The sequence below is a fragment of the Pseudomonas sp. efr-133-TYG-5 genome (genome assembly GCF_030209175.1).
Classification (GTDB): Bacteria; Pseudomonadota; Gammaproteobacteria; order Pseudomonadales; family Pseudomonadaceae; genus Aquipseudomonas.
The window spans coordinates 290,115-305,430 of the sequence record NZ_JARVSM010000004.1; the positions used below are offsets into that span (position 1 = coordinate 290,115).

Annotated in this window: 15 protein-coding genes; 8 read left to right on the forward strand and 7 right to left on the reverse strand. The window is 62.1% G+C overall.

Features of this window, described 5'->3' with window-relative positions; genetic code table 11:
• Positions 1–8: 8 nt before the first annotated feature.
• The 7 genes from QRN70_RS16095 to QRN70_RS16125 all read left to right on the forward strand — a co-directional run bounded on the left by QRN70_RS16095 (position 9) and on the right by QRN70_RS16125 (position 6,390).
• A complete protein-coding gene (locus tag QRN70_RS16095; RefSeq protein WP_350224502.1) occupies positions 9–731 on the forward strand; it encodes a lysozyme inhibitor LprI family protein in 723 nt (240 codons plus the stop codon).
• A 62-nt stretch (positions 732–793) separates the two neighbouring features.
• A complete protein-coding gene (locus tag QRN70_RS16100; protein WP_285418967.1) occupies positions 794–1,306 on the forward strand; it encodes a hypothetical protein in 513 nt (170 codons plus the stop codon).
• 28 nt (positions 1,307–1,334) lie between these two features.
• Positions 1,335–2,423 (forward strand): hypothetical protein, encoded by a 1,089-nt coding sequence (locus QRN70_RS16105; RefSeq protein WP_285418968.1) that lies wholly within the window; start codon positions 1,335–1,337, stop codon positions 2,421–2,423.
• A 297-nt stretch (positions 2,424–2,720) separates the two neighbouring features.
• On the forward strand, positions 2,721–3,104 hold the full coding sequence (locus QRN70_RS16110; RefSeq protein WP_285418969.1) for an SCP2 sterol-binding domain-containing protein: 384 nt from the start codon (positions 2,721–2,723) through the stop codon (positions 3,102–3,104).
• A 141-nt stretch (positions 3,105–3,245) separates the two neighbouring features.
• Positions 3,246–4,607 (forward strand): delta-60 repeat domain-containing protein, encoded by a 1,362-nt coding sequence (locus QRN70_RS16115; protein ID WP_285418970.1) that lies wholly within the window; start codon positions 3,246–3,248, stop codon positions 4,605–4,607.
• A gap of 253 nt (positions 4,608–4,860) precedes the next feature.
• Positions 4,861–6,219 carry a delta-60 repeat domain-containing protein gene (locus tag QRN70_RS16120; RefSeq protein ID WP_285418971.1) on the forward strand — a complete coding sequence of 453 codons (1,359 nt, stop codon included), beginning with the start codon at positions 4,861–4,863 and terminating at the stop codon, positions 6,217–6,219.
• Positions 6,220–6,255: 36 nt separating this feature from the next.
• Positions 6,256–6,390 (forward strand): hypothetical protein, encoded by a 135-nt coding sequence (locus tag QRN70_RS16125; protein ID WP_285418972.1) that lies wholly within the window; start codon positions 6,256–6,258, stop codon positions 6,388–6,390.
• Between the two features lie 90 nt (positions 6,391–6,480).
• Here the strand turns inward: QRN70_RS16125 and QRN70_RS16130 are convergent, their stop codons facing one another.
• The 6 genes from QRN70_RS16130 to exbB all read right to left on the reverse strand — a co-directional run bounded on the left by QRN70_RS16130 (position 6,481) and on the right by exbB (position 13,331).
• Entirely contained in the window at positions 6,481–7,881 is a 1,401-nt protein-coding gene (locus QRN70_RS16130; protein ID WP_285418973.1) for an aminoacyl-tRNA deacylase and HDOD domain-containing protein, read from the reverse strand.
• Positions 7,882–7,960: 79 nt separating this feature from the next.
• Positions 7,961–10,036 (reverse strand): ATP-dependent DNA helicase RecG, encoded by a 2,076-nt coding sequence (recG, locus tag QRN70_RS16135; RefSeq protein ID WP_285418974.1) that lies wholly within the window; start codon positions 10,034–10,036, stop codon positions 7,961–7,963.
• Between the two features lie 9 nt (positions 10,037–10,045).
• The gene (locus QRN70_RS16140) at positions 10,046–10,975 is read right to left on the reverse strand and encodes a hydrogen peroxide-inducible genes activator (protein ID WP_285418975.1); all 930 of its coding nucleotides are present in this window, start codon (positions 10,973–10,975) and stop codon (positions 10,046–10,048) included.
• A 215-nt stretch (positions 10,976–11,190) separates the two neighbouring features.
• Entirely contained in the window at positions 11,191–11,937 is a 747-nt protein-coding gene (locus tag QRN70_RS16145) for an energy transducer TonB family protein (RefSeq protein ID WP_285418976.1), read from the reverse strand.
• Positions 11,934–12,362 carry a TonB system transport protein ExbD gene (exbD, locus tag QRN70_RS16150; protein ID WP_285418977.1) on the reverse strand — a complete coding sequence of 143 codons (429 nt, stop codon included), beginning with the start codon at positions 12,360–12,362 and terminating at the stop codon, positions 11,934–11,936. Before exbD ends, QRN70_RS16145 begins: the two co-directional genes overlap by 4 nt.
• 6 nt (positions 12,363–12,368) lie before the next feature.
• The gene (gene exbB / locus QRN70_RS16155; protein WP_285418978.1) at positions 12,369–13,331 is read right to left on the reverse strand and encodes a tonB-system energizer ExbB; all 963 of its coding nucleotides are present in this window, start codon (positions 13,329–13,331) and stop codon (positions 12,369–12,371) included.
• 188 nt (positions 13,332–13,519) lie between these two features.
• Here exbB and QRN70_RS16160 point away from each other — a divergent pair, with 188 nt between their 5' ends.
• Positions 13,520–14,377: an SDR family oxidoreductase gene (locus QRN70_RS16160; protein WP_285418979.1), complete on the forward strand. Its 858-nt coding sequence runs from the start codon at positions 13,520–13,522 to the stop codon at positions 14,375–14,377.
• Between the two features lie 135 nt (positions 14,378–14,512).
• Here QRN70_RS16160 and QRN70_RS16165 read toward each other — a convergent pair whose 3' ends face one another.
• Entirely contained in the window at positions 14,513–15,253 is a 741-nt protein-coding gene (locus QRN70_RS16165) for a putative periplasmic lipoprotein (protein WP_285418980.1), read from the reverse strand.
• Positions 15,254–15,316: the final 63 nt, after the last annotated feature.

Here is a 15,316-nt window from a genome sequence, read left to right on the forward strand (position 1 = left end):
CCATTGGCATGCTGTGCGCGTCGATCGCGCAGGCTAAGGATGATTGCAAAGTCATTGACGCGAGTTCGCAAGTTGAGCAATGCGTGAAAGCTGACCGCGAGGATGCCGACGCCAAACTCAATGCCAGCTACAAAAAACTGATGGCGCGGTTCGAGTCTCGCTGGAAGCGTGGATCCGAGCAACGCAAGGCCTATATGGCGACGGCCAAAGACTCGCAGCGCGCCTGGATCAAGTTGCGTGACACGACTTGCCCCCTCGAAGCCACCCATGTTGAACAGGGGTCGCCGACACATACACTCGTCATTGATAAATGCATTGCCAGATTGAGTCTGGAGCGTGCCGCCTACCTGGATGCGATCGTCTCCGACGGCACGAGTGAAGTGGTCGACATGGCCGAGGTTTCTGCCTCTGCCTCGCAACGGTTTGGCGATGTAGTGGCTCGCTATGTCACGACCTACGGTAGTCCGTGCCTCAACGTTCAGATTCTCGCACCCGATGGACACTGGAGAGTGCTGTCGTCCAGGCGCTTTTGCAGTTTTGCCGGCAAGGCATTCTGGACGGACTATGCCGATGCCGGGTTTGAGGATCATGCGTTTGCCGAGGACGGGTTGCACGTGACGCTCAGTTTGACGGAGCTTCGTGCACCTGGAGAGAAGCGCCTCGCCTGCGTGATTCCGATTCAGGACGAGCAGATCAAAGAGCTGAAATGCGGCGCACCTGAGTCAACCTGAAACCCTCAGCGTAAATATTCAAAGATTGATCAACAGGGAAGTGGGTGGAATTGACCAGGCTCTTGAATGGTATTGCTGCGTTTGGATTATTGGTCGGCTTATTGATGCCATCGGCATCTGCAAGCGAGCCACAGAACATCGGCGAGCTGCATCCTCCGCTGGTCGTTGCGTCGGGTGACCAGGGCAACCGTCAGAATCCACTCAAGTCCGAAAGCAGCACAGCGAATGCCGCTTGCCCCTCACCTGACTTTTCAGCGTTTCTCTCAGCCTTCGCTGAAAGCGCAGAGGTGCAAAAAGCCTTCGTCCAGCAGCCGCTGAAAATGCTCACGACCGTGCCCGGTGATCCCGAGCCCGAGATGCAAAAAAGCAGTCTCAGCGGTGATCAGCTCAAGTTCCCGATCATCCCGGATCTGGCGAAGCGAGAGGCCCAGGGCCTGACGTTGACCGTCAAGGAAGAGCAGGGTGATCACGCCGTCGCCATCCTGCAGAAACCGGATACCGATTATGTCTTCGAGTATCGGTTTGTCCGTGGGCAATGCTGGCAGCTTGAAGAAGTGATGGATTACTCGCTTTGAAACAGGTGACCAGTTGAAAAGATCAGGTTTGATCGCGTTATTGCTGTGTTCTTTCTCTGCAGTGGCGGGACCGATGTTCCCGTCACTCAAGTCGTGCATGGGCGCCAACAGCGACTGTGCGCTGGCGCTGAGAGACGATTTCCTGGTGGATGCCAATTCCGGGCAGCGTCTCTCCGAAAAGCCGGTATCGGCCGGAGCCGCGAGCGTTTTCTGGCTGTATCGCGATGGCGAGCGTTACATCCTGGAGGAAGAAAACTCCTCACAGTCGAAGACGCGGCGCTGGCTGGTTTTCACCTACGACAGCGGCAAAGTGGTGCTGGACGGCGCTTATGTTTTCTCGATCGACATTGATATGAACACCGGGCCTTACTGGCATGGCTACGACTGCCGAGGTGACGCCAAGCCGTTCGCGGTGCCCACGGAAGACTCGTTCAGTGAAGTGGCTTTGGAGGCGTTGTGCGGGGAGGCTGAAGGCTGGGTCGTCTCGGGCGGGGATGCCAAGGTGCCGGTGTCGGCCAACGGGCTGGCCGTCAGTGTTCCCGTTTACCACGCGCGTAACCGTGAGGGTTCAGCGACGTACTTGTTTACTGAAAGCGATGTTCCGGATCTTTCGAAGCTGGTTTGTCTGTCCAACTGTGCCGATACCGCGAAAACGCCGGAGCGCGTCTCGCAGGAGACAGCGCCAGTGAGGTGGGGGCAGGAAGTAACGTTGTGCTCGGATGACGAAGACATTTACTTCAGCTGCCCGCTGAAGGGTGGCAAGACGGTTTCGGTTTGTGCGCGGGGAAACAGCAAGCCCACGGCCGGTTCTGTTCAGTATCGCTACGGTGTGCCGGGAAACATCGAGATGGTTTACCCGAAGACTGCTATGCCACCCAAGGGAAAATTCTTTGTTGTAGATGCGTCGGAGGGCAGCGTGAATCTGAACATCATCAAGTTCAAAAGCGGTGCGTATACCTACCTCGTTAGCCAGGCCCTCGTGAGTTTTCTGACGGTGTTCAAGGAGGACAAAGTCGTATTCCGGCAGCGATGTGGCTCAGGAAGTTATTCCTCCATAAACCGGGCGGCGCTCCAAGGGGTGGAGTCACAACTAAAAAGCGCAGAGGACTTTCGCTAGTTGCTGTTGCCGAGGCTCAGGAAAGAGGACTCAACGACCCCCTTTTTCTGCCCTCGATTCAGTTACGGCTTGGCCTGACTCCGCAGGCGTTGGCCATGAGGGCTTCGGCGTCGATGTTGCGGAAAAGGTGAACAACTCACCCACGCGGAGCATGGGAACGATCAAGCCTGGGAGTGACTTGGTAGTCATCTGACAGGAAAATCGCCGCATCGTCTTCTATCCGTTGCAAATAGTGGCGGATCCGTACGAATCCCTTACACTGCCCCGGCCGTTCATTTTCCTTTTGAGGCTGTGTGCATGAAATTTCGTTTTCTTCTGTGGATGATGGGTTTGTTGATGGGTAAGGCCAGTCGGACAAATCCTGCGTTCCAACAGCAGTTGGGTGACAAGGAACTGGTGTTCCAGCTACAGACCCTGGACGGCAAAGTGGCACGGCATTTCGTGGTCAAGGATCAGCGCATCACCAGCAAGTCGGGAACGGTAGCGGAGCCGGCGTTCGCCATTGCCTTCAAGGATGCCGCGTACGGCTTCGCCACGATGCAGGCGAAGAACAAGCAACTGGCGTTCATGCAGGGCATTCAGGACAAGTCGATCCAGCTCAAGGGCAACCCGGCGCTGGTCATGTGGTTCCAGGGCCTGATGAAGTATTTGAAGCCGCGCAAGGCCAAGCCAAAGGCCTGAGTCTGGCCTGTGCAGTCATGACATTGGCTGGCAAAGCCTGTCGAACTGTCATAACTGACAGGTGTTCGGCGCGGAGTAATGGTGTTCCATCGCAGTTGTCCCGCAGTGAGGGCCGCTCGCAAGACTTTGGAGCACGCCACCATGATTCAAGCACTCCGCCAAACGCAGCCAGGCACGCTCGACCCAATGTTTGCCGAGGACGGTGTCCTCGATTGGCAAATCCCCGGTATTGCCAGCAGAGCCCCGCAGGCGGTGCTTTCGTTGGCGGACGGCAAGCTGATTGCCGTCAGTCGCCTGTCGGGATTCCAGAGTGGCTTTGCAGTGGTGCGCCTCACCGACAAAGGCGCGCTGGATACGGGGACCGGGTTCGGCGATGGGCGCGGTTTTGTGCAGATCAGCTTCGCCGATACGCACATCGAGATCATTTTTGGCGCGGCGTTGTTAATCGATGATGGCGTGCTGATTACCTGTCAGTACAGCAATCAAAGTGAAGCCTCGAGCGGGCGGGCGCTTGTCCGATTGCTCAAGGATGGTCGACTCGACCAAGGTTTCGGCCGCGGAGGCGCGGTGTTTTTCAACCCCCTCGAGGGTGGAACGCCTGAGCAGACGAGAAACATGCGTTCGCGCCGTGCCGAGCAAAAAAGTGCTGAAGACACTCGCGCACATCGCAAATTGAATGGACGCTCCCATGCCTGCGCAGGCGAGCAACCTGACGGCAAAATCGTCTTGATCACCTCGGCGGTGGATTTTTCCTTCGGCGATTTCAAGGGGCAGCTCGTACGTCTGAATCCGGATGGTTCGCTGGATAAAACCTTCAATGGAACGGGCAGCGCGTTTGTCGAGCTGGCGGATGTGGCCGAGAGTTATGGCCGGGGCCTGGCGCTGCAACCCGACGGCAAACTGGTGGTATTTGGTGATTATCGCGAACAAGGGGCGAATGGCTGGTACGTGACCCGTTTCAACGCGCAGGGTCAGCAGGATGCGCAGTTTGCGACGTTGAAAATGCCGGACCCGCAGTTTGCCCTGACGGTTTTCGATATTTCGGTAAGGGCAAAAGATGGCCTGATCGCGCTCGTCGGCGGCGTGTTCGAGGATTTTCACACCGGAGTGGGCATGATCTCGCTGTTGAACCGGGACGGCACGTTCAATCGGGTCTTCAACCAGGGCCGGCCGTTGTATTCCAAACTGACCGACATGGGCCAGCAATGGAGCCGTTGCGCATTCGGCGGTGACGACGGTGATCGCTTGATCGTGGCGGGGACGGGGGGCAGCGAGTTCCTGACGGCTCACACCGTGGCCTTCACTGCGCGCTATTTGCTGACGGGTGCGCTGGAGACGACCTTCGCCAATGTCGGCTGGGCGGTGTTCGATGACCGTAATTGGCTGGATGTCACCAGCGACATGGCTCTCACGTCAGACGGCCGAATTGTCATGTGCGGTGAGCACTACACCGGGCAGGAAATCAATCCACAGGCTGGCTGGATGTTGCGGTATCTGACGTGACTCAGATGTTGCCTCGGCTGGCGCGTCCAGCAAGGTCAACCCGGCGCCGGTGATCTGGTTCCAGGGCCTGATGAAGTAGCTGAAGCCACGCAAGGCCAAGCCCGACGCCTGAGTCTGGCCTGCGCAGTCATGACATTGGCTGGCAAAGCCAATCGAACTGTCAGAACTGACAGGTGTTCGGCGCCAGGTATTGGTGTTCCATCGCAGTTGTCCCGCCGTGAGGGGCACTTGGACGACTCTGGAGCACATCAGCATGACTCAAGCATCTCGCACTGCACAGGCAGGCACGCTCGACCCCACATTTGCTCATCAAGGCTTGCTCGACTGGCCTATTGCCGGCGTGCCCGGCACTTCGCCCGAGGCGGTCATCGCATTACCCGATGGCAAGTTGATTGCCGCGAGTTTCCCCCTCGAGGGGATGGTCGGTTTCGCGGCGGTACGCCTTACGCCGGATGGCAAACTCGATTACGGATCGGACTTCGGAGACGGCCAGGGCTTTGTCGAGGTGTCTTTCCCCGGCAAACGCATCGATTCGATTTTTGCCGGCAGCCGACTGAGTGACGGCGGGCTGTTGTTCACTGCGCAATACCTCAATGACGGCGTTGACGGTGGTGGCCTGGCGGTCATCCGGCTGCTCGAAACGGGCCAGCTCGATGCGGGCTTTGGCGATGGCGGGGTGGTTTTCCTCGATCCGGTGGCGGGTGGCACGGCTGAGCAATTGGCAGCACTCAAGCCGCGCGAGACCGGGCAGCCCGTTGCCGGAGGCGTCGGCGCGGGCATCCGGTCCGGCGGCAGCGCCCAGGCGTCGGGCATCGAGCAGCCCGATGGCAAGATCGTGGTCATGACCTCGGCGGCGGACTTTTCCGCGGGTACCTACAAGGGCCAGGTCGTGCGTCTCAATCGTGACGGTTCGTTCGACCAGACGTTCAATGGCAGTGGCCGCACGTTCGTCGAGTTGCCCGATGCGGTCTACAGCGAAGGCCGCGGCGTGGCGCTCCAGCGTGATGGCAAGCTGGTCGCGCATGGCAGTTACCGCACGAACAACGACTATGGGCTGTACGTGGTGCGTTTCAATCCTGACGGACGCCAGGACTCGGGGTTTGCCAACCTGCTGCAAGCCAATCCTGATCTGTTGGCGATTTACGATATCCGGGTCAGGGCGAAGGACGATTTGATCGTGCTGGTCGGTGGCAAGTCGGAAACCCTCAAGACTGGAATCGGCGCGATTTTGCTGCTGAACCGCGATGGCGGGTTCAACCTGGTGTTCAACAACGGCCAGCCGCTGTATTCCAAGCTGACGGATATCGGCCAGCGCTGGAGCCGTTGCACCTTTGGCGGAGCGGGGGATGATCTGTTGATCGTTTCGGGCACCACCGGCAGCGAGTTCTTCAGCGAAAACAGCGAGGCCTGTACCGCGCGTTATCTCATGACCGGGCAACTGGATAGCGCGTTCAATGAAGTCGGCTTCGTGGTGTTCGATGACCCGCAGTGGCTGGAAGCTACCCGGGGCATGACCCTCTCGGCGCAACAGCGGATTGTCGTTTGCGGCGGACATCACCTGGCGCAGGTGTTCAATCCGTTGGCTGGCTGGATGGTGTGTTATCTGACTTGATCGATTGCCGTGTTTATCTTGATGGAGCGAGAAATCATGAACCGACTGATCGCTGCCGAAGGCAGACACGAGGATTTGAGAGACATGGCGCTGATGGCGGACGGACGCATCGTGCTGTGTGGCCGGTTGTTATCCGGTGGCGAGGGCTGGATGTTGCGCTACCTGGGTTAAGCCGGGCACTTGATCGGGACTGCATGCTTGGTTAACAGGCCCGCGCCCACGGGGATCAGTTGAGTCCCGTGGGCGCGGGCCTGTTTGCGTTCAGGCCTGGCTGAACTGCGAAGCCAGTTCGCGCAGCAGCACTTCGGCTTCAAGCACCTTGCTCACAACATCGTTGGCTTTGTCGCGGGTCAGGCCCACGCGCTCGAGCAGCGCATCCGGGATGTCTTCATCCGGGCCGGAGCCGATGCCGCGCCCGCGCAGCAGGCGCACGGCCAGGCAGACCAGGTTCGGGTACTCGGCGTAGGCGCCGTCGTAGCTCGGGTCGTGCTGAAAGCGCAGGGCGGTGGCCAGCTCATCGGGCATGTCCCAGTAGCGCATCAGCCATGCGCCGATCTGTTCGCGGCTGATGCCCAGCAAGTGCTGCTCGACATAGCTGTGGCACAGGTGCGGGTTGACCTCCAGGTGACGGCAGATCAGCGAGAAGTGCGGCGGGAACACGTGCGCCAGCAACAGGTAGCCGAAGTTGTGCAGCAGGCCGGCGAGGTAGGTCAGGCCGGCTTCCGGGCGCTGGGCGCGCGGCATGGCGCGGGTCAGGCCTTCGATGACGGCGGCGGTGTAGATCGACTGCTGCCAGTACGGCGTGGTGTGTTGCGGGTGATCCTTGGGCAGGCTCAGGGTCTTGCCGAGGGCCAGGCCCAGCGCCAGGTTGATCACCAGATCGAAGCCGAGCACGCGGACGATGGCGTCTTCCACCGAACGGATCTTGCCCGGCGAAGCGTAGTACGGCGATGCCGCCCAGCTCACCACTTGCGCGGCCAGTGCCGGGTCGGTTTCAACGACGCCGGTGATGTCGTCGATGGTGGCGTTCGGGTCGACGCGCAGCTTGATGATCTTCTGCGCGGTTTCGGCCAGCGGCGGAATCTCGATGGTCGCTTCCAGACGCTGCTGGATGCGCCGCGCAGTGAAGGCCTGCACGGCCTGGGTGATTTCCTCGCGGTCATCGTCCGGGCGGTCGAGGTTCGGGCGGATGCTGCTCAGGGCTTCGCCGAAATTGGCGGCGCTGGCCTTGGTCAACATGGTCTTGAACGCTTCGCTGGTGATTTCCAGCAGCACGCCCGGCTCGCCGGAGTTGATCAGCAGCTTCGGCTCGCGCAGCAGGCTCTCTTCGTAGAGGCACGGCGAACTGGTCAGCGCCGGCAGGCCCGGCAGCAGGCTCAGGCTGTGTTTGCCGAGCATCTTTTCCAGGCGCTCGGTGGACACGGCGGTCAGGCGCCGGCCGGTGAGTTCGGCGAGGCGGTTGAGGTCGAGCAACTGGCTCTGTGGAAACAGCACCATCAGCGCGCCCACGGCGTCGTCGAGCAATACCGCCTGGACCTTGCGCGAGGCATTGAGGCCGTGGTGGTCGAGCACTTCTTCGTAGGCGATACCCAGCTTGCCGAGCAGCAGCCGAATTACAGACGGCGCGTGCGGGAGTTCGGGGGCGAGAGCTGCGTCAGTCATGGTCTGTATCCGTTTTTGAAACAATGGCAGGAGTATAACCAGCTCTGTAGGAACGATCCTGCACAAACTGCGACGGTGCTCACACTTGGCCGTATTGCTGCCCATGGCGCAGCCAGCGGTCGAGCAATGGGCTGACGTGAGTCGGCCAGCGTTCCAGCAGCGCTTGCGCGGCGTCACGCACGGCCGGCAGCAGGTCGGCGTCGCGCATCAGGTCGGCGACCTTGAATTGCAGCAGGCCGGTCTGGCGCGTGCCGAGCATTTCGCCGGGGCCGCGCAGTTCGAGGTCTTTTTCGGCGATGACGAAGCCGTCGTTGGTTTCGCGCATGATGCCCAGGCGCTGGCGGCCGATCTGCGACAGCGGCGGATGGTAGAGCAGCACGCAATGGCTGACCGCGCTGCCGCGCCCGACCCGGCCGCGCAACTGGTGCAGCTGCGCGAGACCCAGGCGTTCGGGGTTTTCGATGATCATCAGGCTGGCGTTGGGCACGTCGACGCCGACTTCGATCACCGTGGTGGCGACCAGCAGTTGCAGGTTGCCGGCCTTGAATTCGGCCATGACCGCGGCTTTCTCGGCGGGCTTCATGCGCCCGTGGATCAGCCCGACCTTGAGCTCGCCGAGGGCGGCGGTGAGGTCTTCGAAGGTGGTTTCGGCGGCCTGACAGGTCAGCTCTTCGGATTCTTCGATCAGCGTGCACACCCAGTAGGCCTGACGCCCTTCGGCGCAGGCGCTGCGCACCCGTTCGATGACTTCGACACGGCGGGTGTCGGTGACCAGCACGGTATTGACCGGCGTGCGCCCCGGCGGCAGTTCGTCGAGGATCGAGGTGTCGAGGTCGGCGTAGGCGCTCATCGCCAGCGTGCGAGGAATCGGTGTGGCGGTCATGATCAGCTGATGCGGGCACATGCGCCCGCCGACGCCTTTCTGCCGCAGGGCCAGACGCTGCTGCACGCCGAAGCGGTGCTGTTCGTCGATGATCACCAGCGCGAGATTCTTGAACTGCACTTCATCCTGGAACAGCGCGTGGGTGCCGACCACCATCGGCGTGCCGCTGGCGATCTGTTCCAGTGCGGCGACGCGGTTCTTGCCCTTGAGCTTGCCGGCCAGCCACGCGACGTCGATGCCCAGCGGTTCGAGCCAGCGTTTGAAGGTGATGAAGTGTTGTTCGGCGAGGATCTCGGTCGGTGCCATCAACGCGACCTGATAACCGGCCTCCAGCGCCTGCAGCGCGGCGAGGGCGGCGACCACGGTCTTGCCCGCGCCGACGTCACCCTGAATCAGGCGCAGCATCGGTTCGTGCTGACTGAGGTCGTAGGCGATTTCGTTGCCGACCCGTTGCTGGGCGCCCGTCGGGTTGAAGCCAAGGTTGGCCAGGTATTTCGCCGGCAGCCTGGTGGCTTTGGGCATGGCCGGTGCGCGCAGTGAGCGCATGCTTTCGCGCAGGCGCTGTTGGGACAGCTGATGGGTCAGCAGCTCTTCGAACGCCAGGCGATGCTGGGCCCAGTGATGGCCGAGGGCGAGTTCGTCGACATCGGCATCGGCCGGCGGGTTGTGCAGGTAGCGGATCGCATCGGCCAGCGGCGCCAGTTGGTAGTCGCGCGCCAGTTCGGTCGGCAGCCAGTCGGGCAGGGTGCTGGGCTTGAGCAGGGTCAGCGTCTGCATGCACAGCTGGCGCAGGCGCTGCTGGGTCAGGCCTTCGGTGAGCGGATAGACCGGGGTCAGGGTCTCGTCCACCGGTGGCGGCTCGTCGCCCGTGATGGCGCGGTATTCCGGGTGGTAGATCTCCAGCCCCGAAGCGCCGGGCCGGGCTTCGCCGTAGCAGCGAATCCGCGTGCCGCGCTTGAGGCCTTCCTTCTGCGCGTTGCTGAAATGGTAGAAGCGCAGGCTCAGGCCGCCGGTGCCGTCCTGCAGGCGCACCACCAGGCTGCGGCGGCGGCCCATGACCACGTCGGCGCCGCTGACGGTGCCTTCGACCACGGCGTCCTGTCCCGGGCGCAAATGGCCGATCGGCACCACGCGGGTGCGATCCTGATAACGCAGCGGCAGATGGAACAGCACGTCCTGGAGGTTCTCCAGGCCGACCTTGGCCAGCTTCTCGGCCATGGCTTCGCCGACACCCTTGAGTGCCGTCACCGACACTTGCGACAGCTCGGTCATGACCCTGGCTTAACCGGCCGTGACCGGCGCGGCGGGTTTGGCCACCGAGCACAGGCGAATGGAGTCGGCGAGAATCTCGATGGCTTTTGGCCGCGGGAAGCTCGCGCGCCAGGCAATGGCCACGGTGCGGTACGGCACCGGTGCGGACAGTGGCCGCACTTCGATCACGCCCGGCGCGTAGTGGTGGCTGTCCACCGCCGACAGCGGCAGGATCGAAATGCCCAGGCCCGAAGCGACCATGTGGCGGATGGTTTCCAGCGAACTGGATTCGACCGTGGTGTGCTTGGCGCCGTCGTTGCCCTTGGTCAGGGTCGGGCAGGCTTCGAGCACCTGGTCGCGGAAGCAGTGGCCTTCACCGAGCAGCAGCAGGCTCTTGTCGTTGAGCAGGGCGGCGTCGATGGATTCCTTTTGTGTCCACGGATGCTGCGCCGGCATCAGCACATAGAACGGTTCGTCGTAGAGCTGCAGGGTCAGTACGTCGGCTTCGTTGAACGGCAGGGCGATGATGATCGCGTCGAGCTCGCCGTTGCGCAGTTTGTCGCGCAGCACATGGGTGAAGTTTTCTTCGATGTACAACGGCATCTGCGGGGCAACCCGGTGCAGTTGTGGAATCAGGTGCGGGAACAGGTACGGGCCGACGGTGTAGATCGCGCCGACCTTCAGTGGCGCGGTCAGCTGATTCTTGCCGGCCTGGGCCAGTTCGCGGATGCCCTGGGCCTGCTCCAGCACTTTCTGCGCCTGGGCGACGATGCCTTCGCCGACCGGAGTCAGGCGCACGGCACTTTTGCTGCGCTCGAAAATCAGCACACCGAGTTCGTCTTCAAGCTTTTTCACGCCCACCGAGAGGGTCGGCTGGCTGACGTGGCAACGCTCGGCCGCGTGACCGAAATGTTGCTCTTGGGCGAGGGTAACGATGTAGCGTAATTCTGTGAGAGTCATAGCAAAGCGTCCATGAAGTTGCGGGCCAAGCATACCGGCTGCAATCGATAGACGCACGTTATCAGACTGAGTACGGAATGCGACACCGGGCAATGTGAGTTTGCCGTTGCCAGATAGGCAAAAGGCACCTTTCGGTGCCTTTTTGGCTGGGTTCTGGGTGGGTGGAGAACCCCTGTGGGACATGGCCTGCCAGCTCCCACAGGTTTTGCAGTGGCTTAGCGGCGTCTTTCGAGCGAGTACACAAACGGCGCCACAATTTCGATCGAGCCATTGTTGAGCATGTCGGCCGGTGGCTTGGGAAGCGGTTGTGCGCGGCGGATCATTTCCAGGGTGGCCCGGTCCAGATCGGCATTGCCGGAACGGCCCACCAGTTCGAACGACAGTACGTTGCCTTCGCCATCGACCACGAAGCGCAGGCGGTTCAAGCCTTCCTTGCCACGCGCCTGAGCGCTGGCCGGGTACTTTTTATACTTGGCCAAATGCGCCAGCAGGGTGCCTTGCCAGCTGGCCTTGGCGGCCATTTGCGCAGGTGACGGGCCTGGCGCAGGCTGCGCGGATTTCTCCGTCGGTGCCTGGGTCGGTTGCGTGTCGGCCGGTTTTTCCTCGGAAGGTTTTTCCTTCGGCGGCTGCGGTTTCTCGACCGGTTTCGGCGGCTGAGGTTTTGGCTTCGGCTTGGGTTTCGGCTTCGGCACGGCGATCTCGGCCTTCGGCGCTTCGGCCAGTTTCGGCATCGGCGGCTCTTCCACCGGCGTCGGTGGCTGCGGCGGGGTGACGACTTTCGGCGGAGCCGGCGGCGGTGGGGCCGGAACCGGTGCCAGCTCGACCATCATTGCCTGCGGCGGCAGTTCGATGGGCGGGCGGCTGGTCCAGTTCAGCGCCAGCGCGATAGCCAGGGCATGCACGCCCAGCACCACGGCCAGGCTACCGCCGTAACGCGTCAGCTTATGGCGCGTCGTGATCATTTCTTGACTGCCGTCTCGAGCCCGACCAGACCGACCTTCAGGTAACCGGCCGAACGCAGGTTATCCATGACGCTCATCAGGTCGCCGTAATCCACGCCCTTGTCGGCCTGGAAGAAGATCGTCGTGTCCTTCTTGCCCTTGGTCCGGGCGTCGAGGGTGGCGCCGAGTGCTTCGGGCTTCACTTCGTCCTCGCCGAGGAACAGGCGCTGGTCGGCTTTCACGCTGAGGAACACCGGTTTCTCCGGGCGCGGTGCCGGTTTGGCAGTCGAGGCCGGCAGGTCGACCTTGATGTCGACGGTGGCCAGGGGTGCAGCCACCATGAAGATGATCAGCAGCACCAGCATCACGTCGATGAACGGAGTGACGTTGATTTCGTGGTTCTCGGCCAGATCGTCGTCTGCGCCTTCTTTCAAATGCAGGCCCATGGCCGATTACCCCACTTTCACCATGTGCGGTTGCGAGCTGCGCTCAGGCTGGTGGTCGAGGTCGCGGCTGACCAGCAGCAGGACCTGTGCCGAAGCGTCGGACACCTGGGCCTTGTAACCGGCGATGGAGCGGGCGAACACGTTGTAGATGACCACCGCTGGAATCGCGGCGACCAGGCCCAGGGCGGTGGCGAGCAGCGCTTCGGCGATACCCGGGGCCACGACGGCGAGGTTGGTGGTCTGTGTTTTGGCGATGCCGATGAAGGAATTCATGATGCCCCACACGGTACCGAACAGGCCGACGAACGGCGCGGTGGAACCGATGGTGGCCAGTACGCCGGTGCCGCTGCTCATGTTGCGGCCACAGGCTGCGACGAGACGCTCGAGGCGGAAGCTGACGCGCTCCTTGATGCCTTCTTTCTCGCGGCTGTTGACCGACAGGCGCATTTCTTCGAGCGCATCGTGGACCAGCAGGTTGGCCAGGGTGCCTTCCTTCGCCGCGGTGGCGCTGGCTTCCTTGAGCGTGGCGGATTTTTTCAGTTGAGCGATTTCACCACGCAGACGACGCTTGGCGCCCATCAGCTCGAAGCCTTTGGCGATCCAGATGGTCCAGGTGATGATGGAAGCGATGGCCAGGCCGATCATGACGATCTTCACGATGATGTCGGCGTTCTGGTACATGCCCCAGGGCGACAGGTCGTGGGCCATGCCCAGGGAGTTGTCGGCCTCGAGGACTTGCGGGGCGTCGGCGGCGGTGGCATCGACAGCCTGTACCGGATCGGTGGCGGCTGGAGTGGCTGGAGCAGCATTGGCAGGCGCAGCGGCCTGCTCGGTGGCGGCTGGGGCCGCGGGCGCCTGTGCATCCGCGAACGCTAGCGGTGCCAGCATCAGGCTGAGCAGCAGGGCGGCTGCCGCGCTCCAGGCGCGAGGTCGTTTGGTTGGCGAAGCGGGGGTTTGATTACGTGTCATGCTGGCCGGACCTGAGATAGAAAAACGGTAATGCTCTTCCAGGCCTCGTGAGGCCGAGAACAAAAGTGGCGTGCATTATTGCAAGTAATTCTTGTTAACAGAAGTAATAGAGTATCTTTTTTTCCTTGATTGCTAGCCGTTCGTCCTGTGCCGAGGCTAGTCTGTCGCTTTCCGATGGGAGATTTTTGATGTCCGCGCCTTCTGTTTTGATCGCCGGCTGTGGTGATGTTGGCAGTCGCCTGGCCACGCAATTGCTGGCTGGCAACTGGCAGGTTTACGGTCTGCGCCGTTCGATTTCCCGTTTGCCGGCCGGCGTGCTCGGTGTCGCGGGCGACCTCTTCAGCGACACCTGTCCGGCCGACTGGCCGAGCGGCCCGCTTGACTATCTGGTGTACAGCGCCGCCGCCACCGACCACGACGAGGCCGGTTACCGCGCCGCCTACGTCGAGGGGTTGCAGCATGTCCTGGGCTGGTTGCAGCAGCATGGCCAGCAGCCGAAACGGATTCTCTTCGTTTCCAGCAGCAGCGTTTACGGGCAGCAGGGCGGCGAGTGGGTCGACGAAACTTCCGCCACCCTCGCCAGCGGCTACTCCGGGCGCCTGATGCTCGAAGCCGAGCAGGTGGCGCTGAACAGTGGCATCCCGGCGAGCATTGTGCGCCTGACCGGTATCTACGGGCCGGGTCGGGAGTGGCTGCTGACCCAGGTGCGCCGCGGTTATCGGGTGGCGGTCGAGCCGCCGCTGTACGGCAATCGCATCCACGCCGATGACGCGGCGGGGCTGCTGGCGTTTCTGCTGGAGGCGGATCGCCGTGGCACGGCTCTGGACGATATCTATATCGGCGTGGACGATGCGCCGGCGCCGCTGGCCGACGTGGTGGCGTGGCTGCGCGAGTACCTGGGCGTGACCGAGTGGGCGGAGGATGCCAGCGTGCGCCGCACCGGCAGCAAGCGTTGCAGCAATGCGCGGGCGAAGGCTTTGGGCTGGGCGCCGAAGTATCCGAGTTACCGCGAAGGTTATGCCGCGATTCTGGAAGGCAAGTGCTGACCTTCTAACGCCACAAACCACTGTGGGAGCGGGCTTGCCCGCGATGGCGGCTTGGCAGTCAACCAAAGCGTTGAGTCTGATGGCCTCATCGCGGGCAAGCCCGCTCCCACAGGGTAGGTGTTGCTTGCGCGAGGCTTACTGCTTCTCGAGCAGCCATTTGCGTTCACCCGGGGTGAACTGCGGCATTTCATCGGCCAGCGCGCTGTTTACCGCCTGGAAGATCTCCAGTTGCTTGCCCTTGCGCACAAAGATCCAGTTGTTGCCCTGGCCGTTCTGCTGCAGCCACATGCTGTCGTGGTCGCTGTTCATCGAGGCGCAATCGCCGGCCAGGCACAGGGCGTAGCGATCGGCGCCGGGCAGGCCGGAAACCTGGCCGTCCGCCTGGAACTGCACGGTGTTGCCTTCGCCCTGGCCGCTGGCGATGGTCCAGTTGCCGCCGAGGTAGGCCGCATACAGGGCGCGTTCGAAACTGGCGCCGATCGGCGCGCCTTCCGGTACCGGGATCTGCGCGCGGTCGAACAGCTGTTCGGGTTCGTTTTCGGTGGCAGCCTGTTTCATCTGCCCGCCGTCACGCTTGAGTTCGCTGCCGGAGCTGCCATAGAAGTCGATTTTCCAGGCGCCGGACTGTTCGCCCAGCAGCCGCCCTTCGACATTCTCGAAACCGTTGGTGTAGCGGGCCTGGCCGGCCTTGGTGTTGACGTCCCACTCCAGGTTCGGGCCGTAGGCCTGAAGCGCTTCGCGCAGGGGACCGCCCTTGGCAGCGGCATCGATGGCCACCTGGTTGATCCAGGTGCCGCTGATGTCACGATCGGCAGGGTTGCTGGCGCAGCCGCCGAGGAAAATGGCGAGCAGCGAGAGAGCAAGCGCTTTGCGCATGGTGGAATCCTTTCAAAACCTTTTCTTTACCGCAGAGCTGTCGGCGCGGCGCTTGCGGGCCGC